Source organism: Campylobacter helveticus, from assembly GCF_002080395.1.
GTDB classification, from domain to species: domain Bacteria; phylum Campylobacterota; class Campylobacteria; order Campylobacterales; family Campylobacteraceae; genus Campylobacter_D; species Campylobacter_D helveticus.
Genome location: NZ_CP020478.1, coordinates 1,728,759 through 1,751,858, shown reverse-complemented (window position 1 = coordinate 1,751,858; position 23,100 = coordinate 1,728,759). Strand labels below are relative to the sequence as shown.

The 23,100-nt window shown below is 35.1% G+C and carries 24 protein-coding genes; 14 read left to right on the top strand and 10 right to left on the bottom strand.

Annotated elements, in window-relative coordinates:
- The first annotated feature begins 54 nt into the window (after nucleotides 1–54).
- From CHELV3228_RS09255 to CHELV3228_RS09240, 4 genes are all read left to right on the top strand, one after another.
- Nucleotides 55–555 carry an NAD(P)H-dependent oxidoreductase gene (locus CHELV3228_RS09255; RefSeq protein WP_082200705.1) on the top strand — a complete coding sequence of 167 codons (501 nt, stop codon included), beginning with the start codon at nucleotides 55–57 and terminating at the stop codon, nucleotides 553–555.
- 77 nt (nucleotides 556–632) lie between these two features.
- Nucleotides 633–1,457, top strand: a complete 825-nt coding sequence (gene galU / locus CHELV3228_RS09250) for a UTP--glucose-1-phosphate uridylyltransferase GalU (protein ID WP_082200704.1) — start codon at nucleotides 633–635, stop codon at nucleotides 1,455–1,457.
- A complete protein-coding gene (locus CHELV3228_RS09245) occupies nucleotides 1,451–2,671 on the top strand; it encodes a glucose-6-phosphate isomerase (RefSeq protein ID WP_082200703.1) in 1,221 nt (406 codons plus the stop codon). Before galU ends, CHELV3228_RS09245 begins: the two co-directional genes overlap by 7 nt.
- A gap of 76 nt (nucleotides 2,672–2,747) precedes the next feature.
- Nucleotides 2,748–3,185 carry a Dps family protein gene (locus CHELV3228_RS09240; RefSeq protein WP_082200702.1) on the top strand — a complete coding sequence of 146 codons (438 nt, stop codon included), beginning with the start codon at nucleotides 2,748–2,750 and terminating at the stop codon, nucleotides 3,183–3,185.
- A 25-nt stretch (nucleotides 3,186–3,210) separates the two neighbouring features.
- On the opposite strand, the gene CHELV3228_RS09235 is transcribed toward CHELV3228_RS09240, so the two are convergent.
- The 4 genes from CHELV3228_RS09235 to CHELV3228_RS09220 form a co-directional block, all read right to left on the bottom strand.
- The gene (locus CHELV3228_RS09235) at nucleotides 3,211–4,182 is read right to left on the bottom strand and encodes an iron-sulfur cluster assembly scaffold protein (RefSeq protein WP_082200701.1); all 972 of its coding nucleotides are present in this window, start codon (nucleotides 4,180–4,182) and stop codon (nucleotides 3,211–3,213) included.
- Between the two features lie 9 nt (nucleotides 4,183–4,191).
- The gene (locus tag CHELV3228_RS09230; RefSeq protein WP_082200700.1) at nucleotides 4,192–5,373 is read right to left on the bottom strand and encodes a NifS family cysteine desulfurase; all 1,182 of its coding nucleotides are present in this window, start codon (nucleotides 5,371–5,373) and stop codon (nucleotides 4,192–4,194) included.
- Between the two features lie 74 nt (nucleotides 5,374–5,447).
- On the bottom strand, nucleotides 5,448–5,855 hold the full coding sequence (locus CHELV3228_RS09225) for a hemerythrin domain-containing protein (protein WP_234981026.1): 408 nt from the start codon (nucleotides 5,853–5,855) through the stop codon (nucleotides 5,448–5,450).
- A gap of 70 nt (nucleotides 5,856–5,925) precedes the next feature.
- The gene (locus CHELV3228_RS09220; RefSeq protein ID WP_082200699.1) at nucleotides 5,926–7,071 is read right to left on the bottom strand and encodes a hypothetical protein; all 1,146 of its coding nucleotides are present in this window, start codon (nucleotides 7,069–7,071) and stop codon (nucleotides 5,926–5,928) included.
- Between the two features lie 143 nt (nucleotides 7,072–7,214).
- Here CHELV3228_RS09220 and rpmI point away from each other — a divergent pair, with 143 nt between their 5' ends.
- The 4 genes from rpmI to cheQ all read left to right on the top strand — a co-directional run bounded on the left by rpmI (nucleotide 7,215) and on the right by cheQ (nucleotide 9,303).
- A complete protein-coding gene (gene rpmI, locus CHELV3228_RS09215; RefSeq protein ID WP_002777995.1) occupies nucleotides 7,215–7,406 on the top strand; it encodes a 50S ribosomal protein L35 in 192 nt (63 codons plus the stop codon).
- Nucleotides 7,407–7,495: 89 nt separating this feature from the next.
- Nucleotides 7,496–7,849: a 50S ribosomal protein L20 gene (gene rplT, locus CHELV3228_RS09210; protein ID WP_082200698.1), complete on the top strand. Its 354-nt coding sequence runs from the start codon at nucleotides 7,496–7,498 to the stop codon at nucleotides 7,847–7,849.
- Between the two features lie 103 nt (nucleotides 7,850–7,952).
- Complete coding sequence (gene cheP / locus CHELV3228_RS09205) at nucleotides 7,953–8,807, top strand: cheVAW transcriptional regulator CheP (protein WP_082200697.1); 855 nt, start codon at nucleotides 7,953–7,955, stop codon at nucleotides 8,805–8,807.
- Nucleotides 8,808–8,823: 16 nt separating this feature from the next.
- Nucleotides 8,824–9,303: a cheVAW transcriptional regulator CheQ gene (gene cheQ, locus CHELV3228_RS09200; RefSeq protein WP_167562808.1), complete on the top strand. Its 480-nt coding sequence runs from the start codon at nucleotides 8,824–8,826 to the stop codon at nucleotides 9,301–9,303.
- Here the strand turns inward: cheQ and CHELV3228_RS09195 are convergent.
- Both CHELV3228_RS09195 and CHELV3228_RS10120 read right to left on the bottom strand, forming a co-directional pair.
- Nucleotides 9,300–10,589 (bottom strand): MFS transporter, encoded by a 1,290-nt coding sequence (locus tag CHELV3228_RS09195; RefSeq protein ID WP_082200695.1) that lies wholly within the window; start codon nucleotides 10,587–10,589, stop codon nucleotides 9,300–9,302. The genes cheQ and CHELV3228_RS09195 overlap by 4 nt on opposite strands.
- Nucleotides 10,589–10,732, bottom strand: coding sequence for a highly acidic protein (locus CHELV3228_RS10120; RefSeq protein WP_004278119.1), 144 nt, complete (start codon nucleotides 10,730–10,732; stop codon nucleotides 10,589–10,591). The genes CHELV3228_RS09195 and CHELV3228_RS10120 overlap by 1 nt, the downstream gene beginning before the upstream one ends.
- An 82-nt stretch (nucleotides 10,733–10,814) precedes the next feature.
- On the opposite strand from CHELV3228_RS10120, the gene moaC reads away from it, so the two are divergent.
- The 5 genes from moaC (at nucleotide 10,815) to CHELV3228_RS09170 (ending at nucleotide 15,537) form a co-directional block, all read left to right on the top strand.
- On the top strand, nucleotides 10,815–11,288 hold the full coding sequence (moaC, locus tag CHELV3228_RS09190) for a cyclic pyranopterin monophosphate synthase MoaC (protein WP_082200694.1): 474 nt from the start codon (nucleotides 10,815–10,817) through the stop codon (nucleotides 11,286–11,288).
- A complete protein-coding gene (locus tag CHELV3228_RS09185) occupies nucleotides 11,266–11,529 on the top strand; it encodes an HP0495 family protein (protein ID WP_082200693.1) in 264 nt (87 codons plus the stop codon). The genes moaC and CHELV3228_RS09185 overlap by 23 nt, the downstream gene beginning before the upstream one ends.
- A gap of 11 nt (nucleotides 11,530–11,540) precedes the next feature.
- Nucleotides 11,541–12,674, top strand: coding sequence for a hypothetical protein (locus tag CHELV3228_RS09180; protein ID WP_082200692.1), 1,134 nt, complete (start codon nucleotides 11,541–11,543; stop codon nucleotides 12,672–12,674).
- Between the two features lie 115 nt (nucleotides 12,675–12,789).
- A complete protein-coding gene (locus CHELV3228_RS09175) occupies nucleotides 12,790–14,775 on the top strand; it encodes a methyl-accepting chemotaxis protein (protein WP_082200691.1) in 1,986 nt (661 codons plus the stop codon).
- A gap of 192 nt (nucleotides 14,776–14,967) precedes the next feature.
- Nucleotides 14,968–15,537, top strand: a complete 570-nt coding sequence (locus CHELV3228_RS09170) for a DJ-1 family glyoxalase III (RefSeq protein WP_082200690.1) — start codon at nucleotides 14,968–14,970, stop codon at nucleotides 15,535–15,537.
- Nucleotides 15,538–15,558: 21 nt separating this feature from the next.
- Here the strand turns inward: CHELV3228_RS09170 and CHELV3228_RS09165 are convergent, their stop codons facing one another.
- The 3 genes from CHELV3228_RS09165 to CHELV3228_RS09155 are packed head-to-tail and all read right to left on the bottom strand — an operon-like array spanning nucleotide 15,559 to nucleotide 18,186.
- Nucleotides 15,559–17,097 (bottom strand): hypothetical protein, encoded by a 1,539-nt coding sequence (locus tag CHELV3228_RS09165; protein WP_084112191.1) that lies wholly within the window; start codon nucleotides 17,095–17,097, stop codon nucleotides 15,559–15,561.
- Between the two features lie 22 nt (nucleotides 17,098–17,119).
- Nucleotides 17,120–17,902 (bottom strand): hypothetical protein, encoded by a 783-nt coding sequence (locus tag CHELV3228_RS09160; RefSeq protein ID WP_082200688.1) that lies wholly within the window; start codon nucleotides 17,900–17,902, stop codon nucleotides 17,120–17,122.
- 50 nt (nucleotides 17,903–17,952) lie between these two features.
- Nucleotides 17,953–18,186, bottom strand: a complete 234-nt coding sequence (locus CHELV3228_RS09155; RefSeq protein WP_257466070.1) for a SelT/SelW/SelH family (seleno)protein — start codon at nucleotides 18,184–18,186, stop codon at nucleotides 17,953–17,955.
- A 123-nt stretch (nucleotides 18,187–18,309) separates the two neighbouring features.
- On the opposite strand from CHELV3228_RS09155, the gene dnaE reads away from it, so the two are divergent.
- Complete coding sequence (dnaE, locus tag CHELV3228_RS09150; protein WP_082200686.1) at nucleotides 18,310–21,903, top strand: DNA polymerase III subunit alpha; 3,594 nt, start codon at nucleotides 18,310–18,312, stop codon at nucleotides 21,901–21,903.
- A gap of 8 nt (nucleotides 21,904–21,911) precedes the next feature.
- Here the strand turns inward: dnaE and CHELV3228_RS09145 are convergent, their stop codons facing one another.
- The gene (locus tag CHELV3228_RS09145) at nucleotides 21,912–23,099 is read right to left on the bottom strand and encodes a metallophosphoesterase (RefSeq protein ID WP_082200685.1); all 1,188 of its coding nucleotides are present in this window, start codon (nucleotides 23,097–23,099) and stop codon (nucleotides 21,912–21,914) included.
- Nucleotide 23,100: the final 1 nt, after the last annotated feature.

Sequence of the window (23,100 nt, the reverse complement as noted above, 5' to 3'; positions counted from 1 at the left end):
TGTTAGTAAAAAAGCTGTTATAATCATTTTATAACGAAATGTTAGGAGGATACTATGCAAACGCTACTTGTTTTTGCTCATACATTTTGGGAGAATTCTAAGGCTAATAGAACGCTTTTAGACTCTGCTACAAATTTAGATAATGTTAAAATTCACAATCTTAGCACCGCTTATCCAAATGGTAACATTGATGTGGAATTTGAAATGAAGCTTTTGCAACAAAGCGGTAAGATTATTTTTCAATTTCCCTTATTTTGGTTTAGCACACCAGCTTTACTCAAAGAGTGGCAAGATAGGGTGCTTACAGCCATTTTGTATGGGGATAATCCCAAAATGCTTGAGGGGAAAACATTTCAAATTATCACAACTGCTGGGGGTAATGCAAAAAGTTATGATGGACATCACGGATATAGCCTTGAGACTTTATTATCGCCTCTTAAAAGTGCGTTTGAGTATAGTCATTGTAAAGTTTTAGAGCCTTATTGTATTTTTAGTGTGGATGTTAAAAATTTGCCCTTGCAAGAATATCTTGCAGAAGTAGCAAGAGTGCGATAATTGTGTTTATGCTACTTTCTTGTTTGGCATTTATAAAATTTAAGTATAATTTTCCATAAAACTTATAAGGATATTCTATGCTTCAAACTTGTATTTTCCCAGCCGCAGGATATGGCACTCGCTTTTTGCCAGCGACTAAGGCTTTACCTAAAGAAATGCTTCCCATACTAACAAAACCTTTAATTCACTATGGTGTCGATGAGGCTTTAGAGGCAGGTATGGATAATATGGGCTTTGTAACGGGGCGTGGAAAAAGGGCTTTGGAGGATTATTTTGACATATCTTATGAGCTTGAACATCAAATTTCAGGCACAAAGAAAGAATATTTACTCAGCGAAATTCGTTCTTTAATTAGCCGTTGCACCTTTACTTTTACAAGACAAAATGAAATGAGAGGTTTGGGTGATGCGGTTTTAAAGGGCAGACCTTTAGCGAGTGATGAGGCTTTTGGGGTGATTTTGGCAGATGATTTGTGCGTTAATGAAAATGGACAAAATGTAATGGCGCAAATGGTAAAAATTTATGAAAAATACCGTTGCACCATTATCGCTGTAATGGAAGTGCCAAAAGAGCAAGTGAGTAATTATGGCGTGATAGCGGGGAATTCTGTGGAGGATAATCTTATAATGGTGCATTCTATGGTAGAAAAACCAAGCGTAGAAGAAGCACCAAGTAACCTTGCTATCATAGGGCGTTATATTTTAACTCCGGATATTTTTGGCATTTTAGAAAATACTAAGGTGGGTAAAAACGGCGAAATTCAACTAACAGACGCACTTTTAACCCAAGCAACAAATGGCATGGTTTTAGCTTACAAATTTGAGGGAAAACGCTTTGATTGCGGAAGTGTCGATGGCTATGTCGAAGCGACAAATTATTTTTATAAGAAAAATTTATGCTAGAAAATACACTCTTTTTTGAAAAAACGAGCTTAGAAAAGATAGACGCTTACGCTAGGCGTATTAATGATGAGCAAGAAAGTGGCGACGTGGGCTATTATCATCTGCATAAAATGGGTGCAGCTTTGATAGAGGAAAGTTTGGAATTTATCGCGCAAAAAAATTATATTAAAAAAGTCATTTTAGTCGGTATGGGTGGGTCAAGTTGCGGCGTGAAAGCCCTTAAGGACTTGCTTTTTGACGAAAAGGATAACGATAGAGAGCTTTTTATACTTGATAATACTTCTTCGCATTCTGTAAGCAAAATTTTAAAACAAATCAAGCTTGAGGAAAGCCTTTTTATCATTACGAGTAAAACGGGTAGCACGGTCGAAGTTATAAGCCTTTTTAAGCTTATTATTGCGCATTTTAATTTGGACTTAAAAGAACTTCATAAATATTTTGTCTTTATCACCGATGAAAACTCAAATTTACATAAAGAGGGCGAGAATTTAGGGATAAAGAGCTTTTTTATCCCGCAAAATGTTGGGGGGCGTTTTAGTGTGCTTTCGGCTGTTGGTATCGTGCCTCTTTGCTTTTTGGGTTATAATGCCAAAGCTCTTTTAAAGGGTGCTGAGGCTTGTTTTGAGGATTTTTTCTCTCATAAAAAAGATGTGATTTTGCAAAAGGCTTATCATTATTGCACACACAAAAGTGCGAACATTAATGTTCTTTTTTCTTATAGCGATTCTTTTAAAGGCTTTAATGAGTGGTATATCCAGCTTATCGCCGAAAGTCTTGGTAAAAAGCAAGGCTATAAAAGGCTAGGTTTAACACCCATCGCTTTGATAGGCGCAAGAGACCAGCATAGCTTTTTGCAGCTTATAATGGACGGACCTAAAAACAAAACGATTACTTTTTTAAAGATTAAAGATAGCCAAAAAGCCCCACTTATCCCTGATATAGACTTTAAATTTTTGGATTCTTTGAGTAATGGTGTGAATTTGCACGAGCTTTTAAATGCGCAGTGTGATGCGACTATGCACGCTTTAATCGCCGAAAATTTGAGTGTCGATGTGATAGAGCTTGAGAGGCTTGATGCGTGGCATTGTGGATATTTGATGTATTATTATGAGCTTTTTACTTCTGCGTGTGGGCTGATGCTAGGCATTAATACCTATGACCAGCCCGGTGTGGAGGTGGGAAAGCTTATTTTAAAGAATTTATTAAGGAAATAGATTTTTTTTAATTAATAATAATTATTATTTAAGAATTAAATGTTATAATGTTAAAAATCTTTAAAAAGGAGACAAAATGTCAGTTGTAAAACAATTATTACAATTACAAGCGGATGCACATAGTTTGTGGATTAAATTTCATAATTACCACTGGAATGTTAAGGGACTTCAATTTTTTTCTATCCACGAGTACACAGAAAAGGCTTATGAAGAATTAGCTGAACTTTTTGATGGTTGTGCGGAGAGAGCGTTGCAGCTTGGAGAAAAAGCTATTGTTTGTCCTAAAGTTTTGTTAGAAAATGCAAAAGCTCCAAAAGCAGAAAAAGACCACTTTAATTCAAGTGAAGTTTTAGAGCTTGTGAAAAAGGATTACGAATATCTTTTGAGCGAATTTAAGAAATTAAATGAGTTGGCAGAGAAAGCAGGAGATACTACCACAGCAGCTTTTGCTCAAGAAAACATCGCCAAATATGAAAAAAATATCTGGATGCTTGAGGCAAGTCTAGCAAAATAATAAAATGAGCGGAGTTAAACTCCGCTTAAACAGGCATTACTCTAATGTTTGGACTAAGCTCTTCTTGCAAAATACTCTCTATCGCATAAAGCGTTGCTCCACTCCCACTAGAACACCCACTACAAGCACCCAAATAGCGTATATAAATATCAATAGCTCCCCCCTCAGCCTTTTGTATGTCAATGACTTCCATATCTCCGCCATCGCCGTGAAGCATAGGGCGAATTTCTGCATCTAACACCGCTTCAACAGCTTTAAGTTGTCCCACCATAGTCATTTCATCAAAAGACACATCGCTTTTTGTGGAATTTTTTAAGCGCTCTTTATCCATTTCAGCCCTAGTTTGAGCTAAAATATCCACGAGATAATATTCTCTAGCTTCGTGTCCGCCGGGTTTTATACAGGATTTACAAAAGGCTCCCGCTTTTGTGTATTGCGTGATTTCCTCTACGCTGTGAAGGTCGTTAAGCTTAATCACTTCTTTGATTGTCCCAAGACTTACTCTAGCACACTCACAAACGATAATTTGTTCTTCAAAATCTTCGGGAGAAATGCCTTTATAAGTTGCAGCGGCTTGTTTTATCACATCGTAAGCCATAACCGAGCAGTGCATTTTTTGCGGTGGCACTGCAGGGGTATTTGGCTCATCACGCATTGCAAATTCCACATCTAAATTTGTAATTTTAACTGCTTCATCGACCTTTTTACCGATGCAAAGTTCTGCCATCGTGTCGCTACTTGCGATTGCTGTCCCACAGCCAAAGCTTTTAAATCTCGCGTCTATAATGGTATCAGTTTTTTCATCGACAAGCCAAAAAAGCCTTACCGCATCGCCACAGCTTTCCGCACCAAAATCTGCCACGATGAGCTTGGCGTCTCTGTTTTTAGCATCTTCTTCGTTAAATTCACCCATAAATCTAGGCTGATTCATTCTATCTTGGACTTTTTTAGAATACTCGTCCCAAATAGAACCGCCGATTAGATTATTTTTAGCCATTGTTTCCCCTTATTTATAATTATTTGGATTGTAAGCGTAAGTGCTTGAAATTGCCCTTAGGCGTTTAGCGGCGGCTTTGATTTGAGTCGCTGCGTAGTCTATCTCTTCCTCCGTGTTAAAACGCGATAAAGAAAGTCTTAAAGCTGTATGAGCAAGGTCGTTTTCAGCACCTATGGCTTCCATTATGGGATTACTTTCTAAATCTTCACTCGCACAGGCTGAACCTGTGCTAGCAGCTATGCCATTTTTATTTAAATCCCATAACATCGCTTCGCCCTCAACCCCTTTTATACTTGCTAGAATTGTATTTGGAACGCGGTTTTTTCTATCTCCCACTACGCTGGTATCCTCTATGCTTAAAATTTCATCTTCGAGTTTGTCTCTTAAGCGGCGGATGTGAGAATCTTCGAAATTCAGCATTGAATTTGCGATGCGTAAGGCTTCTGCCATAGCCACGATGTAAGGGACATTGAGCGTTCCGCTTCTGCGTCCGCCCATATGTTCACCCCCGTGTAAAAGTGGGGTAAGCTCTAAGCCTTTTTTGATGAAAAGTCCGCCCACACCCTTTGGTCCGTGAAATTTATGTGCTGAAAAAGAGGCAAAATCTACACCGCAGTCTCTAAAATCAACTTTAATTTTCCCTACTGCTTGAGTTGCATCTGTATGAAAAAGTGCGCCAAATTCGTGGCTAAGTTCCGCCATTTCTTTAATGGGGAAAATCATACCTGTTTCATTATTTGCCCACATCACGCTTACAAGTGCTGTTTTATCGCTAATAACTTCTCTTAAATGCTCTACATTTGAAATACCTTCATTATTAACAGGAAGCTCTATAATTTTTACGCCAAGATTTTTTAGAAATTTTGCCGCTCCTGAAACAGCTGGGTGTTCCACACTTGAGATAATCACTTCATCGCGTTCTTTGTCTAAAATATAGTCAAAATAAGCACTTTTTAACACCCAGTTAATGCTTTCAGTCGCACAGGATGTTATGATGATATCATCTAAATCACTCGCTCCAAGTCCCGTATAAAGTTTATCCATCGCATCGCGAAGTGCTGGGTGTGTCGCACTGCCCCACTGATGCAAACTATTTGGGTTGCCATAGTTTTCTTTAAGATAAGGCAACATAAGCTCTAAGGCAGAATTGTCAAGCATAGTTGTTGCATTATTATCCAAATACACTTTCATAAAAATTACTCCTTTATTTAGGATATATTATATCTTTTTAAAGCGGATAGTATCAAAAATTTATAAATTTTTAGTTAAATTTCGTTTTTGTTAAGGAAATTATCTTCATAAAATTTCGCAATTTTAGAATCCTCATTCGCCGTGTGTTTAAAGACTAAATTTTTTACGACATCTTCCATTTTTTTTGACATAGTGTTTAAAGTTTTAGATTCTTTAATGATAATTTCTTCGATTTCAAGTATGATTTGGCGGTGGATTTTTTTATGTTCGCTTAAATTTGGATAATTAATTTGCGACATAAATTCTTCCTCATCGCTAAAATGGCGATTCATAAATAAAAGCAATTCCCTTAAAAAAGGTTTAAGTTTCTTAGAATGTGCGAAAGAAAGATTCATATGTGTAATTTCTTTTACAAACTCGTAAAGTTCCTTGTGCTGCGTGTCTAAAAGCTCACTGTGCATCGTTATGAGGGAGTTTTGCATACCACATTTTCCTTAGAAATTTTAGAAAATTAGAGATATTGAAAAATGTGGATTATATTTTTTTCTTTGCTTAAAAATTCATTACATCTAAATAAGAGCTAACGATTTTATTGAAATTCGCAATCTTTTGTCTGCGTTCTAAAAAGTCCTCATTTTCCTTATTTCTTTGCAAGTTGATTTCTTCTAAATTTTTATTTTGCTCCACATAGTCTTTTGCCATAGATTCAAAATCTTCCCTTACTCCATCGATGTAGAGTTTAAAGATGGAACTTGAATTAGCAAATTCTTTTAAATTCATTTCTTTTTGGTAATTGATGTATTGCTGAAAAAAAACAGAAAGTTTATCTTGCGAGGTGGTTTTTTTATCGACTCCATTGACATATAAATATAAGTCAAAGCTCATTTTTTCTTCGTTATTATCCTTGATAAAATCCTCCGTTTTTAATTCGCCTTTTAAAATTTTATACAAATTTTGATGTGCGGTGGAGTCTAAATTGACAGGTTTCATAAAAAAATTTGCCTCTTTTTCATTTGTTTCTTTAATGTTATGATAGGCAAAATTCATTAAAAGTCCAGATTTTGAAACTTCTCCATTTTTGCTGAGGTAGGGTTTTAAAATTTTATTTGTTGAGGTATTACTTATCGTTTTGTCAAAGTGAAAGCTTGTGATTTTGTTATCCAAAAGAAGAGTGTTGAGCGAAGTTGTTTCTTTTTGAGCTTTTGCTAGTGTTTCTTGATTGGGGTAAATTCTAATAATATCGTCCTTAAAATCGCCATTTGCAGTGGAAAATCCGGCATTTAAAGAAGAAATTTGAGTGCGGTTTAAATTCATATTATTATCATCGTTAAATTCTACATTTAAAGATTTTAACGCATTGTAATGCTCGTTTAAGAGTTTGGGAATGTCGATTTGGTTGTGATTGATGGTTTTATCTGCTTTAACAAGCTCTTTAGCGATTAGACGCACACTATTAATGTGAATATCATAGCTTTGTGGGATATTTGCGATTTGGTTTAAATCTTTTTCAAAAAATCCTTTCTCATCTATTCTAAAGCCAAATTCGCTACTATAAGTTTGCTTATAATTTGTGTCAAAATTTTGCTCTAAATCCTGACTTTGTTCAGTTTTTAAACTTGTTTCCTTTTTGTCTAAATTAAGAATATTAGAATGTGAAAGGGCGAAATTTTGGTAATTATTTGCCGAATTAATTGTCATTGCCTACTCTTTTTCAAATTATTGCTATGGATTTATAAGCAAAAAATGTGCCAAGTTAAATTTCTAAACTTAAGCCCAAAAAAAGCAAAGTTTTAATATAATTCGCCCTTTCATTACGAAAAAATTTATCCAAAGGAAAGCGTATGCCAAAAATGAAAAGCGTTAAAAGCGCAGTTAAACGCTTCAAAGTAGGTAAAAACAAAATCAAAAGAGGCTCAGCTTTTCGTAGCCACATTTTGACCAAAAAACCTGCAAAGAGAATGCGCGACTTAAGAACAGCTAAATATGTGCATAGCACAAATGTTAAGGCTGTGGAGAAAATGCTAGGAATTTAAGTTTTTGACTTAGAGTCATTCAAACTCCCCTTAAAGAATTTTGAGGGCAAGCTCCAAATTTGGACGCCACTTTATGAAAGGAAATAAAAATGGCAAGAGTAAAAACAGGCGTGGTAAGACGCCGCAGACACAAAAAAGTTTTAAAATTAGCGCGTGGTTTTTATAGCGGACGCCGTAAGCATTTTAGAAAAGCAAAAGAGCAATTAGAAAGAAGTCTTGTTTATGCTTATCGCGATAGACGCCGCAAGAAAAGAGATTTTCGCCGTCTTTGGATAGTGCGTATCAATGCCGCTTGTAGGCTTAATGATTTAAGTTATTCTAAATTCATTAATGGACTTAAAAAAGCAGGGATTGAGCTTGATAGAAAAATTTTAGCTGATTTGGCTATGAATGACGCAGCAGCTTTTGCTAAGATAGCGGACGTTGTGAAAAAAGCTTTATAAATCTTTATCCAAGTTTAACTTGGATAAATTTCTTACTTTCAATTAACAAAATTAAGTTATATTTGTCTTTAGAATTCTCCTAGATTTAATTAAGGATTTAGAAATGGATATGAACGAGCTTTTGCTTCAAAGTGTAGAAACCCTGCCTCCTTTGCCAGATACTGTAATTAAGCTTAGGCGTTACATTGATGAAGCGGGTGCTGAGATTAGAACGGAGAAGGTTGCGGAGATTATTTCAGGCGACCCATTATTAATGGCAAAACTTTTGCAACTTGTCAATTCCCCATTTTATGGCTTTAAAAGTGAGATAACGACCATTACGCAAGTGATAACACTGCTTGGCATTGGAAATATCAAAAATATGATTTTGGCTAATTCCATTAAAGACAATTTTAAAATCGACCTTAGCCCTTATGGATTAAATACGCAAGAATTTTTAAATTCTTGCAATGAAGAGGTCAATTTCATCACAAATTGGCTTAACGAAGAAGACAAAAAGCTTTCTTATAGCCTTGTGCCTTGTGTTATGCTTTTAAGGCTTGGTATGGTGATTTTTTCGCATTTTCTTATCCAAAATCATAAAGATAAGGAATTCCTAGCAAGATTGAAAGAAATGAAATTTACTAATATTTCTATGATAGAAAATGAATTTGTTGGTGTGGATAGTCTCGCGTTTTTAGGCTTTTTATTACATCGTTGGAATTTTGATGAGAGTTTGATAGAAAGCGTTTGTTTTATTAATTCCCCTCACGCAGCTTCTGATTCTGTGAAAAAATCGGCTTATGCCTTGTCTATTACAGACCATCTTTTTGCTCCTTATCACGGCTCTTCGCCTTTTAATGTTGAAGCAGCTTTAGCTTTAATGCAAGAGGCGATAAATAGTGGCGTATCGTTTGATTTAGATAGCTTCGTTGCAAAACTCCCAGAAAGAGCACGCAAAAATATTAAAAAGGACTAGCCGATTTGGCTAGTTTGTGATGAAAAGTCTTATTTTACCGCCAAATGAATTTCTCGATCATTATGTTTTAAATGTTGAGTTTTGTCATTTTGCTAATATTTCTAAAAACGCCTATAAATTTTGGAAAAAAGCTGAGATAGGTAGATATCAAGGCACGAGAATTGTTTTTTTACATAAAAATTGCATTTTAGAAAAGCATCAAAATGCTCTTAAGCAATGCACGGATTTAAGTGGCTTTGTTTTGGCTAGTGCATTTTGCTCTTTTACGACACTTTCCCCTTCTCATTTAGTGGAAAAAAATCGCTCTTCTATCTATAAACTTTTGGAGCTTAAGGAGCTTTGCGGGGTAAAATTTGTTAATTTAAAGAAATTTTATGATTTTTTAAAGCTCGATTATCACCAGCACATTTATATAGAAAAATGTCATTTTTTTAGTCCCACGCCACTGGAAAAGCGTATTAAGATTACACCGAGTTTGTGCGTGGGATATTATTAAAATTTGGCTAGCTTTTTATACATTAAAGCCGCATAAAAAGCTACTAAACCCAAAAGTAGGATATAAAATCCAAGAGAAAAACGCAAAGCGTTATCTAAATTTTGCAGGGCGAAAGTATGCAAGAAAAAGGCAAGTTGCGGGGTAAATCCTCCCGCAAGAGCATAAGCTAGATTATAGCCTAGTGATAATCCTGAAAATTTAATTTTTGCATCAAAAATTTCACTCATTATCATAGGGCAAAGATTCATAATTCCCCCAAAAAAACAAGCCAACAAATACCATTTTGCCACATCCTCAAAGCTAGAATTTTGCATATAAAGGGCGTTAAAATAAATGAGATTAAAGATGATAAGTCCTAGGGCAAATAACACACAAGTTTTTACAACGCCTATTTTATCGCCTAAAAATCCACTAAAAACACAACCAAAACAAATTGAGACAATGCCTAGCATTTGCAAATAGCTTTGTTCGATTTTATCGATTTGAAGCATTGAGCCCATATAATTTGGCAAGAGTAAAATTAAAACGACAATGCAGCCCGTTAAAACCCAAGTGATTAGCATAGAGCATACCACGCTTAATTTTGCTCTTTTAAAAACTTCTTTAAGTGGAAATTTTTCTAGGTTTTGTTCTTTTTTCATTTGTTCAAAAACAGGTGTTTCGCTTAGGAATTTTCTAAGATAAACCGAAATAATCCCAAAAATTCCCCCTAAGAAAAACGGCACCCTCCAAGCCCACTCGTAAAGCTCTTCTTGGCTAAAAATTTTATTCATAAACAAAAACACTAAGCTACCAAGTAAAATTCCACCCGTAACAGAAGCTGTCAAAACACCCAAGTAAGTGTGTCTTTGATGATGTGGGGCGTGTTCGTATGTGAAAATCCAAGCACCGGGCAATTCCCCACCTATCGCCACGCCTTGCAAAATTCTCACACACACCAAAAGCACGATACAAGCATAGCCTAGACTTTCAAAGCTAGGGATGAAAGCTAGGGCAAAGGTAGGGATAACCATAAGCAAAATGCTTAACATAAACATATTTTTGCGTCCAAATTTATCGCCAAAATGTGCCATTATAATCCCACCTAAAGGACGCGCCAAATACCCCGCTGCAAAAATTCCGTAAGTATTAAACAATTTCCAAAATTCGCTCAAATTTTCAGGAAAAAAATTCTTAGAAATGTAAGCGGCAAAAAAGACAAAAATGATAAAATCATAAAATTCTAAAGTCCCGCCCAATGAGGAAAGAGCGAGAGTTTTAAAGTGTTTTTTCTTTAAAGTTTGCATTAGTCTATCTCATAAAATTCATCGTCATTTTCATCATCAAATTCGTAATCATCTTCATCATAATTATAAGAATTATGCGAATTGCTAACTTCTTCTTCATCATCAAATTCTTCGAAATTTTCTTCCTCATCGTTCCAAGACATTTTTACTCCTTAATTGAAAAAGCGTATTTTAGCTTAAATTTCATTAAATTTGCTATAATTTTGCATTTTTTAAAGGAAAATGATGAATTTAACTCATTTAGATGATAAAAATCGTCCAAAAATGGTTGATGTAAGCGAGAAAAATAGCACTTTAAGAATCGCAAAAGCTAGCGGTAAAATCACTATGAGTGAAGAGGCTTTTTTAGCCGTGAAAACGAATAGTGCCAAAAAAGGACCCGTGCTTCAAACGGCTGTTGTGGCGGCGATTATGGGAGCGAAAAAAACGAGCGATTTGATACCTATGTGCCACCCTTTGATGATTTCTAAAGTTGAAACGGACTTAATCGAGCTTGAAAAAGAACGCGCATTTAAGCTTATTGTAAGTGTAAAGTGTGAGGGCAAAACGGGCGTGGAAATGGAAGCTTTAACGGCTGTTAGTGTTGGACTTTTGACAATTTATGATATGGTTAAAGCGATTGATAAAACAATGCAAATAGATGAAATTATGCTTTTGAGTAAGGAAGGTGGTAAGAGTGGTAAATTTGTGCGATTTTAAACAAGAGCCTATTATTAATTATCCTACTTTTTGGGATTTTAAAGTGATAGTTGAAAGCGAGGTCAATGCAGGAAAACTTTTTGAAAGCATTTTAAAGCAAAGGGAATTTAAATATAAAGCCTCAAATTTAAGTCAAAATGGCAAATATCAAAGTTATTTACTTAGAGTTTATGTGGATAGTAAGGAAGATAGGCTTGCGATTTTTGCAAAGTTAAAAGAAAAAACAAAATTTGTTTTATAAAAAGGAAAATGATGAAAAACGCTTTAATGATTTTTGAAAATTCTTTGTCGAATTTGAGCCCAGAAAATGCAAAAGAGGTTTTGGAAGATTTAAGTTTTAATCTAGTCTATAAAGATAAAAAATATCAAAATTCCAACACGCTCAACGAGCTTTTATTAAATTTTTTAGATATTTTGAGAAAGTTGGGTTTATTTGATGAAGAAAATGTAACAAAGGTGATTAAAGCGATGATTAGGGCTAGCACTAAGGACTCGCAAAATTCACTTTATGCACTTATCGCCGAAGCAGAGAGGCTTGAAAGGCAAATTGAAAATCATAAAATCGCACTTAAAAATCAAATTAGTCATAATTTTTTTGAATTTGAAAAATTGCTACAAGAATCAAGCTTTAAAAATGAATTTTCTAAGGGGCTTGATGGGGCGATTTTATTTGACATTGAGATGCTTGGGATTTTAAAAGAAACGGCTGAAAGTGCTTTTTTAACGACACTTGAAAAAGGCGAAGATATAAAATTAACAAGCGAAGAAATTGCTAAAAATTTGGTTTATAATGCCATTTGCGAGTCTCAGTTTGACAAAAAAAGAATTTTGCAAATTTCAAGTCTTGTTTTAAACACAGCGTTTGAGCTTGCAAATGAAAGCATAGTTTTTGCTAAAGATTTGGTTTTGGGGGCGATTAGGGGCGTGAGTGAGGGCATTAGTTTGGGTATTGAGAAATTTAAAGATTCTCTTACTTTTATGGAATTTGAAGAAGATGTTAGGTTTAAAAGTAAAGAGTTGATAGGGATTGAGGACGATTTTGTTTTGTTATTAAAAACAGAAGCAAAAAGGCAGAAAAATCCCTCAAAAGAACTGATAGAACGCTTGCTTGAGGAAGAATTTGACAGCATTTTTGCAAAATTTAAACGCTTCGCAAATGAAAATAGAAACCAAATCAACCTCTTTCTAGCTGAACTTAAGAAAAATCCTAAAATCAACGATTTTAACGAGTTGGCACAAAGAAAGATGAATGATTTAAGTGCGAATTTTTTAAAACTAGAGAAAAGAACAAGCGAAAAATATAAGAATTTAAATGTTTTGAAAGCTAAAAATCTTGGATTTAGACTATGGGAAAGTGCAAAAAAATTCATTCACAAGAAAAGTTAATTTAAAGTAAATAATTTAAATTACAAAAAAAAAAAAAACGATTTTTTAAGGAATTATTAACGAGAATTAATATACCATTTCAGTTTTAATTAAGTTCTTACAAAAGGAAGGTTGTATGGTAAAATCAGAAAAATATGGAAGTGTCTCTTCAAAACTAACACTTTATGTTGGGATTTTGATTGTGCTTATTTTAAGCACCGCAAGTGCTGTAGCTTATTTTGGCTCTAAAGAAAATAACTTTAGACTCCTTAAGGAATCGCAATTTAAATTAATGGACGATACCTTAAAGACTTTTAATATCTACACAGGGTTTAAAAGAAATGCTATGACCGTTTTATCCTCTCAAATAGGACATTTGGATCATTTGGACGAGGATGAAATTTATGATTTGCTTGAAATGACACTTAAAACAGCAGAATTTGGCGAAGTTTTCTTTGCAAGTGAGCAAAATGCTAAAACTTACCTTTCAAATCGCACTTCACTTAGCCTTACGCAACTTGATTTCAAAACAAGACCTTGGTATGAAAAAACTAAACAAGAAGGTAAGCTAATCGCCACCGAACCTTATAAAAATGCAACAGATGGCAAAACAGTCATTACTTATACCGTGCCAGTTATTCATAATGGCACATTTGTCGGTATAGTGGGTGGAGATTTGAATTTAGCAGCGATTTCTGACCAAATTTTAATGATGGGACACACTGCGGAGTCGTATTCTCAAGTGATTAGTCCTAATGGCGATATACTTTTCCACGAAGAAGAAGAGAAAATTTTAAGCAAAACAACTTTAAGTGAAAATATTGCTAATGCAATTAAGGCAAATCCGCATCTTTTAGATGATGATAATGACGATACTTTATTTTATGTCGAGGGTAATGATGGTAAAGCACAGGCGGTAATGTGCGATTTAACCCTTAATCCTTATTTTAGAATTTGCACTATTACGGCTGAAAGTAGTTATTCTAATGCGAGTAATAAAATTTTACTCCAACAAGTCATCGTTGGGCTTGTGGCTATTGTCGTGGCACTTATTTTGGTGAGAGTTTTGATTGCTAGGAGTTTGTTTCCATTAGGCTCCATCCAATCCGGTCTTAACTCCTTCTTCGATTTCATCAACCATAAAACACAAGACATCTCTACTATCAATATAAATACAAGCGATGAATTTGGTCAAATGGCAAAAGCCATTAATGAAAATATCCTTGCAACTAAACAAGGACTTGACCAAGATAAACAAGCCGTCAAAGAAAGCGTAGAAACAGTAGGCATAGTAGAAAATGGTAACCTCACTGCAAGAATCACAGCTAATCCTAGAAACCCACAACTTATAGAACTCAAAAATGTTTTAAATGATCTTCTTGATGTTTTACAAGCTAGAGTGGGTAAAGATATGAATAAAATCCGTTCTATCTTTGAAGAATTTAAAAGCCTAGACTTTAGAAATAGAATTGAAGATGCAACAGGTAGTGTAGAAGTAACAACTAATGCCTTAGGCGAAGAAATCATCAAAATGCTAAAACAAAGCTCAGACTTTGCAAATTCTTTAGCCAATGAAAGCTCCAAATTACAAAACGCTGTGCAAAACTTAACAACAAGTTCAAATTCTCAAGCAGCTTCTTTAGAAGAAACAGCTGCTGCTTTAGAAGAGATTACTTCCTCTATGCAAAATGTCTCTCAAAAGACAAGTGATGTTATCACTCAAAGTGAAGAGATTAAAAATGTAACAAGCATTATAGGTGATATAGCTGACCAAATCAATCTTCTAGCCCTTAATGCTGCCATAGAAGCTGCAAGAGCAGGAGAACACGGAAGAGGCTTTGCCGTTGTGGCTGATGAAGTTAGAAAACTAGCTGAAAGAACCCAAAAGTCTTTAAGTGAGATAGAAGCAAACACTAACCTTCTCGTTCAATCTATCAATGATATGGCAGAAAGTATTAAAGAGCAAACTGCAGGTATCACTCAAATCAATGAAAGTGTAGCTCAAATCGACCAAACCACTAAAGATAATGTAGAAATAGCTAATGAAAGTGCTATCATCTCTAATAATGTTAGTGATATAGCAAATAATATCCTTGAAGATGTGAAGAAGAAGAAGTTTTAGTTTTTTCTCTTCTTTCTTTTTACCTCTATTCCTTTCTTTATACCTAGTGAAAACTAGGTATAAGGTTTTTTAAATTTCTTGTTTTATGATTTGATTTCTTAGCTTTTGTTTCTGTTTTTTTGTGGGGGTTGGTTAAATTGAATTTGTTAGAATTTCCCCAACTTTAATAACAATTTGCAAAAAAGGAACGAGATGAAAAAAGTATTAATCCCTCTTGCAGTAGGCTTTGAGGAAGCGGAATTTATAGGTATAGCTGATGTTTTAAAAAGAGCGAGTGCGATGAGTGAAGATTTAGAACCCATCATCGCTTCTTTAGATAGTGAGCTTTGGGTGAAGGGAGCAAATGGCATTTGCATTAAGGCGGAGTGTTCTTTAGAAAGTGTCGATGTAAAAAGCCTTGACGCTATCGCTTTGCCCGGGGGTTTTGAGGGTATGACAAACCTTAAAAATAACGGCACGATTTTAAATATCATCAAAAAACTTCATAGCGATAAGAAAATCGTTGCGGCGATTTGTGCCTCGCCCATAGTGCTTGCTGAGGCGGGGGTTTTGAGTGCGGAATTTGCCTGCTATCCGGGGTGTGAGACTGGGCTTAAGGGACAAAGGCTCGAAAAAGCTGTGCTTGTGAGGGATAATGTCATCACAGCAGCAGGTCCTGCAACGGCGATTTTATTTGGTTTAGAGCTTGTAAAAGTGCTTTGTGGAGAAGAAATTTATAAGGCTTTATATGAGGGTATGCTTGTGCCTTTGAGTAGGGCTTAGGCGGTTTGTTTTAAACCGCCTTTATTTTAAAAATTCATATTCAAATAAAACATCAACAAGCTGTTCTTTATAATATTCTTTTATTTTAACCTTAAAGGCTTTAATTTGATTATTTAAATCTCCATATTTAAAAGCCATTTTCGGCTCTCCGTTTGCATTGACACCTTGCTCTATTTTGATGTTAATTTCTTCATCGATTTGGTAAAGTCCGTATTTAAAATCGTCTCGGTATTCTTCGGTTTTTTTGACAAATTCTAAAATTTCATTAAATTCGTTCAAAAGGTCTTTTTCTGTATCGCTTAATTTATAACCTTTATCGATAAAATCTTGCATAGTTTTCTTTGCTAAAGTGTCCCCATCAAAACAAAGCTCGTTTTTATAAAGCCTATCATCGCTTCCATAAAGACTTCTTAAATGCGGATAATGACTCAAACAAGTCCAAAACATCGTTTTAAACAAAAACTTATCTAATGCTCCATTTTTCACATCTTTTAAATACTGCTCTGCTTTGTCGGCTGATTTCATAATAAAACTCATCACTTTCCATTCATTGCAGTGGTCAGGATACTTAGAAGCGGCAAATATCGGTAATTTTTCTAAAAAATTATTACGGCGTAAGTAAAAGCCGTGTCCATTAAATTTAGTCCCTATGGTAAGGCAGGAGTGAAGCCTAGGATTATCAAGTCCAAAGCTATCAACGGCTAAATAGCCCATAATGCCATCTTTTTCATCATTGTTAAAATAAGCAGTGGCACTTAATTTTTTATTGTGTGAAGGGTCGCTTTCACGCCCATTTAAATCGCACAAAATCCCCTCACCCTCCACATCACTCATTCTATTTCCCTCGTAAAATTTAGAGCTGATTAAATGAAAGCATTTTTTAGCTTTTAGTTCTCCTTGATTTTCTAATTGATGATTGATAATATCCATAGCTTTTAGGGAAATTTCAGTGCTTTTAGTATCATTTTCATTAGCCCACCATATCAAACTCACACAAGCATCAGTTGGGGCGTGGAAATGTCTGCGATTTAAAGCGTAACCGTCCATAAATTTTTTTGAAATTAAATGTTGTGATTTGTAATATTTTATCGGCGAAAAAACAATATAGCTATCAAGTTTATCGCGTAAAAAATATTTAAAAGCACTCCATATAAAGGCGTTGGCTAAATCATTTGTCGCAGCACCCTTAACCTCTTTTTTCATCTCATTAATGACAAAATTTTGCTTCCAGCTTGAGCTTTCTTTACCTTTCTTTTTCTTTTGAAATTCTATGCTTGTCGTTTCTGCGTAAGGGGGATTTTCATATAAGATGACTGCGCATTTTGGATTATCTAAATATTTTCTAATTTCAGGATGATTAATAAGGTCTTTACTGAGTGCATTTGCACCGCTTAAAAAACCTTCATCGTTTAAATTTGGAAGTTTTTTATCTTTTGGGATAGGGGGTATAATGTAGCGAACGCGTCCTCCAAGTCTGTCTTTTAAAACCATCCATTCCTTTAGCTCATAAGTGCTAATGATAGTGTGGCTTAGTAATTCATCATCAAATTCTTGCTCCAAATTCCCACTGCCTGCACATCTGTCAATAATGACATAGTCGGTCTTCCCCCCCCCCCCCCATTGCTCTTTCTACGGCTTTTTTAACTAAGTTAAGTCCAAGTTTCGCATAAAGAGCTGGAGTATAAAAAGCTCCTAATTTTTTTTGTGTCATAGGGTCATTTAACATATCCATAATATACTTAAAGTCTATTTCTCGTCCTTGCCAAGCATTAATGTATTTTTTAAGGGTGCCTTTTGGCTCTTTAAGTTCGGCAAAAAATGCCTTTTTTTCGGGTTTTTGTTTAAAATTTAAAGCATTTTCGTAATAAAAATTTGCCCAGCCATAGACATTATGTTCGTTGATGTTAATTTTTACATTATGTCTTTGTTCCCTTACAAATTCTTTAATAGCTTTTTTGCCTTTCTCATAGCTTAGGTCAAATTCAATGATTTCGCTTGGCTCATTTGCTTTAAAGTCAGCTATACCATCGCTTGCTTTTAAATTTGCGTAATTTTCTATATCGTTGATAATTTCAATATAATCAATCGCATCATAAATAAAGCATCGGTTTTCATCTTGACTCACAAGGCAAATTTTAGCAGGTATAGGCACTCCGTCTCGGTTAAATCTAGCTAAATAAATCAAAGCTTGACTTAACGCCTTTGCCTTGCCGTAGCTTGTAACATTTTGCTTATGTTCAAAAATGATGTTATTGGTGTATCCATCTGTATTTTTTGATATATTAACATCATAAAGTCCATTAGGAAAAATTTGTGTATAAAAATTGACTTGAAAGCTTACTTCATCGGTTTGGATTGTTGGCATTTATATCCTTTAGTTTATTAAAGCCCTTAAATTTAAGAGCTTTGCGCAATTTAGTTTTCCTTAAGAAGCTGACTGATTTCACCAACCTCAGGAAAACGCTCGTCTTTTAGAGCCTTTTTGGAAAAGATGATTTTACCATCACACTCAACGACAAAATCTCCCCTACCGCCGACTTCAAATTCGACTTTTACATCGCCGAAATCTTTTTGCAATTCTTCTGCAACCCTTGCAGCTTGTGGTTTGTAGTTTCAAATTTGGCAGTAATAAATTTTTACTTGTTTCATAACAAATCCCTTAAAAATTTTTGAGAAATTCTAACTAAATAAAACAAAATTGCTCTTTAAAATTCTTTAAATTCAGCAAGGATTTTTTATAATCTTTTAAAAATTTCTAGCGAGGATTAGATAATGAGTCAATTTACGCATCTTCACTTACATACAGAATATTCAATGCTAGACGGCGCTAATAAACTTAAAGAACTTGCCCTTACTTTAAAAGAGCAAGGTGCTACAAGTGTGGCGATGACAGACCACGGAAATATGTTTGGGGCGATTGATTTTTACCAGACTATGAGAGCGCAAGGACTTAAGCCGATAATTGGGCTTGAGGCGTATTTACATAATATGGACGATTTGGGCGATAAAAGCTCAAGGCAGCGTTTTCACCTCTGCCTTTACGCAAAAAATGAAGTGGGCTATAAAAATTTGATGTATCTTAGCTCCCAAAGCTATATTCACGGGCTTTATTATTATCCGCGTATTAATAAAAAGCTTTTGGAAAAGCATAGCGAGGGTTTGATTTGCTCTTCGGCTTGTTTGCAAGGTGAGGTAAATTGGCACTTAAATATCCATAATGAAAGAAATGTTCGTTTTGGTGCGAAAGGCTATGAAGCGGCGAAAGAGGCGGCTCTTTGGTATAAAAGGGTGTTTGGGGAGGATTTTTATTTTGAGATTATGAGGCACGGCATTAATGACCAAAGGGCTATTGATGACGATATTATAAGGCTTTCAAGGGAGCTTGACGTTAAAATCATCGCCACAAACGATACGCATTATACTTTTAAAGAAAGAGCCGATGCGCACGAGGTTTTTATGTGTATAGGTATGGGTAAAAGGTTCAATGACCCGGATAGAATGCGTCATAGCGTGAAAGAATTTTATGTGAAGACTGCTGAGCAAATGAGTGAGCTTTTTGCCGATATACCAGAGGCGATTTCTAACACTCAAGATTTGGCAAATAAATGCAATTTAGAGCTAAAATTAGGAAATCCAACCCCCCCAAATTTCAAATTTACAAGAGAATATGCTAAGGAATTTAATATTGCCTTACCGCAGGAAAAAGTGGAATTTAGTTTTGAAAATGATGATTTGATTTTTGAATATCTTTGCCGAAAAGGGCTTGATGAGAGGCTAAAATTCATCGATGAAGACAAGCACGAAGCTTATAAAGAGAGATTGGAAACGGAAATTAAAATTATCAAAGAGATGAAATTTTCAGGCTATATGCTGATAGTTCATGACTTCATTAAGGTAGCTAAGGACAAAAATATCCCTGTGGGACCGGGTAGGGGTTCGGCTGCTGGGAGTTTGGTGGCGTATTCTCTTAAAATTACAGATATTGACCCTATCCCTTACAATTTACTTTTTGAGCGTTTTTTAAATCCCGAGCGTGTAAGTATGCCCGATATTGATGTGGATTTTTGTCAAGATAGGCGTGGAGAGGTGATTGACTATGTGATTGATAAATATGGTAGCGACAAGGTCGCGCAGGTAAGCACTTTTAACAAGCTTTTAGCTAAGGGCGTGATACGCGATGTGGCGAGGGTTTTGGACATTAGTTTGCAAGATGTCGATGAATTTATTAAGCTTGTGCCTGAAGAGCTTAAAATCACTCTCGATGAGGCTTATGAGAAAGAGCCTAAAATTAAAGAATTTATAGAAAAGCATCCTAAAGGCAAGGAACTTTGGGAGTATGCTAAGGCTTTAGAGGGCTTAAATAGAAATGCAGGTATGCACGCGGCTGGACTTGTGATTTCAAATGAAAGTTTATGGCATAAAACTCCGCTTTTTAGGCAAAGTAAAAATGATGAGAGGCATTTGATAACGCAGTATTCTAAGGACCATTTAGAAGATGTGGATTTAATCAAATTTGACTTCTTGGGGCTTAAAACGCTAACCCTTATCCATAATGCCATTAAGCTGATAAAGGAGCGTTATAATAAAGACATCATTTGGGAGAGCATTGATGTCAATGATTCTAAGGTGTATAAAACGATACAAAGTGGAAATACTTTAGGGATTTTTCAAATTGAATCCGATGGTATGCAAAGCTTAAATGCAAGGCTTAAGCCTGAGAATTTTGAAGATTTGGTTGCGGTGTTAGCGCTTTATCGTCCCGGTCCTATGGAGTCTGGAATGCTTGATGATTTTATCGACAGAAAGCACGGACTTAAGAAAATCGTTTATCCTTTTGATGTGCTTAAAGAAGTGCTTGAGCCAACTTATGGCGTGATTGTTTATCAAGAGCAGGTTATGCAAATTGTCCAAATTATAGGCGGTTTTTCTTTAGGGGGTGCGGATGTCGTGCGTAGGGCTATGGGGAAAAAGGACCCTGAAAAGATGAAAAAGCTCAAAGACGAATTTGCTGATGGTGCTGTAAAACAGGGCTATGATAGAGCTAAGGCGGAGGATTTGTGGGAGCTTATTGTTAAGTTTGCGGGTTATGGTTTTAATAAATCTCACTCCGCAGCTTATGGGCTTATCACTTTTCAAACGGCTTATTTAAAGACTTATTACCCAAGTGAATTTATGGCAGCACTTTTAACGAGTGAGGAAAATAAAGTCGAAAAAGTCGCTGTGTATATCGAAGAGATGAAAAAGATGAACATCAAGCTTTTGCCACCCAACATTAATAAAGCTATCAGTGAATTTAGTGCCATTAAACAAGATGATGGAACAGAGGCTATCGTTTATGGTTTAGGTGCGATTAAGAGTGTGGGAAGACCTGCGATTGAAAATATTTTGGAACTAAGGGCTAAAAATGGAAATTTTAAAGATTTGCACGACTTTTTAAGCAAAATTGACACAGCTAAGATTAATAGAAGAACACTTGAGGGCTTTGTTAAGGCGGGTTCTTTTGATGATTTTGGTTTTACTAGAAAATGTTTGTTTAATAATCTTGATATTTTGGCTGAAAGTGCTAGAAAAATGGCTGAAGTGAGAAAAAATTCAGCGAGTTCTTTATTTGGTGCGGAAGAATTAAATGCGGATACCAAGATAAATATGACAATCGACAATAGCGAATTTGAAGCTATGGAAAAATTAACTTACGAGAAAGAAATTTTAGGAATTTATATTTCAGGGCATCCTTTGGATAAATTTTTTGAAGAAATTAACACCATAGAATACACCAAAAGTATAGATTTTGAAAATCTTAAGGGTAGCGGGGAAATTTTAAGTATAGGTAAAATTGAAAATTTTAAAAGCTTGATGAGTAAGAGCGGAAAACGCTACGGCATACTTGAAATTTTGGATTTTTACTCTTCTTTTGAAACGACAATTTTTGAATCGAGCATTGAAGAGATAGAAAACATCATTAAAGAGCGTAAAAATGACGCTTTTGGCTTTATGCTTGGGTTTAAAAATGATGACGCGAGACTTAATTTTACTTTAAGGGGAATTCGCACTTTAGATGAGATTAAAAACGGCGATTTTAAGGCTGTGAAAAAATATTCTTCTAAAAAATTTGAGAAGAAAAATGACTTCACTAAAGAGCCTATGGAATTTGAAAATAACATTATAGAGCTTGATTTAAGTCGTTTAAATAAAGAGCTTATCTATGAAATTCACGAAATAGCAAGAAATGCTCACAATCCAAACGAAAAAGGCAATAAAAAGCTTGTTTTAAGGGTTATTAGTGCGGGTTCTTGTTTACTTTATCATACGGATTTTATCATTTCTGATAGCGTGAGCGAAAAGATAGCGAGTAAATATGCAGGGTGAAAACCTTGCTATTTTCTTCTATAAATTTCGTTTTTAAGCTCCACGCACTCAAATCCTTTTTTATCAAGCGTTACCACACGCAAAAAGCCGCCATCATCGACCTTACCCTCGCACAAAAAAACCCTCTTATTAAGCCTAATGGGAAGTTTAAGCCTATTTCGATGTCCAAAAATTTGGTAAGAGCTAAGGGGGTGATTTTGTATAAATTCCTCCGCTACTTTTAAGCTATCATCATAATCACCCACACCATAGATAAAATCACTACTTGGCACGAAGCTTAAATTCTCACTTTTTTTTGGCAAAAGCGTAATGCCAGCGTGTGAGCAAAAGATTTTTTTAGAGCCGTATTTATACCAGAGGCATTCCTTTAAATGCGGATAAAAATTTCTCGCGTCTTTTGGGGTAAGCTTTTCTTTGCGAAAGTCTTTTAGGGTGTTTTCGTTAAATTCTTTGTAGCTTACTAATTCTCCATTTGCCCATTTTATTAAGTGTTTTTCGTGATTTCCCTCTAGCAGACAGACATTTTTTTTCTCACAAATTTTAAGTAAAAATTTCAAAACTTTGCCATTTTCCACGCCCCTATCGATATAATCGCCCAAAAAAATGTAATATTCATCATCTTTTAATTCTTTTAAATACTTTTTAAGCACACTATAACAGCCCTGTAAGTCGCCTATATGATGAATTTTTTTGTAAGCACTTAAATTTGGCATTTGATAAAGGCAGTCTTTCCATTCATTAGGTTTTAGGATGGAGTGTTTTTTGGGTATTTTTTTAAGTAAATTTTGCGTTTTTTCAAGTAGCTTAATAGGTGTCAAAAGTCCTGTTTTTTGTGCTAGGGTGATATTTTTTTGTTTGCAAATTTCAAGAGGGGTATCACTAAAATCAACAACAAAAAGCTTATAGCGATAAATTCCAGCTAAGTCCTTAAAGGGCTTTAGAGTTTCGTTGTAGGTATTTACCACGCAAAATTCACCTTTTTGCATTCTTATTTTTAAAAAATAAAGCAAAATGTGATGAAGCTCATTGTCATTTTTGTAATCAAGACTTTTAAATCCACCAAGTATATTTTTATCCCTAGCACTTAAAAATCTTAATTCATTGATGTCGAGCGTAAAATTTTTTAAGTCATTTTGAGCGATAAATTCCTCTTGTCCCGCGTGGTAATTTCCTCTTAAAATGAGTAAAATACGCAAA

Bases quoted from the DNA above. Each gene is read 5' to 3' on its own strand.
- CHELV3228_RS09230 (WP_082200700.1), bottom strand. From the start codon at position 5,373: ATGAAAGTGTATTTGGATAATAATGCAACAACTATGCTTGACAATTCT.
- CHELV3228_RS09220 (WP_082200699.1), bottom strand. From the start codon at position 7,071: ATGACAATTAATTCGGCAAATAATTACCAAAATTTCGCCCTTTCACAT.
- galU (WP_082200704.1), top strand. From the start codon at position 633: ATGCTTCAAACTTGTATTTTCCCAGCCGCAGGATATGGCACTCGCTTT.
- moaC (WP_082200694.1), top strand. From the start codon at position 10,815: ATGAATTTAACTCATTTAGATGATAAAAATCGTCCAAAAATGGTTGAT.
- CHELV3228_RS09225 (WP_234981026.1), bottom strand. From the start codon at position 5,855: ATGCAAAACTCCCTCATAACGATGCACAGTGAGCTTTTAGACACGCAG.
- CHELV3228_RS09160 (WP_082200688.1), bottom strand. From the start codon at position 17,902: ATGCCAACAATCCAAACCGATGAAGTAAGCTTTCAAGTCAATTTTTAT.
- CHELV3228_RS09175 (WP_082200691.1), top strand. From the start codon at position 12,790: ATGGTAAAATCAGAAAAATATGGAAGTGTCTCTTCAAAACTAACACTT.
- rpmI (WP_002777995.1), top strand. From the start codon at position 7,215: ATGCCAAAAATGAAAAGCGTTAAAAGCGCAGTTAAACGCTTCAAAGTA.
- CHELV3228_RS09180 (WP_082200692.1), top strand. From the start codon at position 11,541: ATGAAAAACGCTTTAATGATTTTTGAAAATTCTTTGTCGAATTTGAGC.
- CHELV3228_RS09235 (WP_082200701.1), bottom strand. From the start codon at position 4,182: ATGGCTAAAAATAATCTAATCGGCGGTTCTATTTGGGACGAGTATTCT.
- CHELV3228_RS09255 (WP_082200705.1), top strand. From the start codon at position 55: ATGCAAACGCTACTTGTTTTTGCTCATACATTTTGGGAGAATTCTAAG.
- CHELV3228_RS09240 (WP_082200702.1), top strand. From the start codon at position 2,748: ATGTCAGTTGTAAAACAATTATTACAATTACAAGCGGATGCACATAGT.
- CHELV3228_RS09245 (WP_082200703.1), top strand. From the start codon at position 1,451: ATGCTAGAAAATACACTCTTTTTTGAAAAAACGAGCTTAGAAAAGATA.
- CHELV3228_RS10120 (WP_004278119.1), bottom strand. From the start codon at position 10,732: ATGTCTTGGAACGATGAGGAAGAAAATTTCGAAGAATTTGATGATGAA.
- CHELV3228_RS09195 (WP_082200695.1), bottom strand. From the start codon at position 10,589: ATGCAAACTTTAAAGAAAAAACACTTTAAAACTCTCGCTCTTTCCTCA.
- rplT (WP_082200698.1), top strand. From the start codon at position 7,496: ATGGCAAGAGTAAAAACAGGCGTGGTAAGACGCCGCAGACACAAAAAA.
- dnaE (WP_082200686.1), top strand. From the start codon at position 18,310: ATGAGTCAATTTACGCATCTTCACTTACATACAGAATATTCAATGCTA.
- CHELV3228_RS09170 (WP_082200690.1), top strand. From the start codon at position 14,968: ATGAAAAAAGTATTAATCCCTCTTGCAGTAGGCTTTGAGGAAGCGGAA.
- cheP (WP_082200697.1), top strand. From the start codon at position 7,953: ATGGATATGAACGAGCTTTTGCTTCAAAGTGTAGAAACCCTGCCTCCT.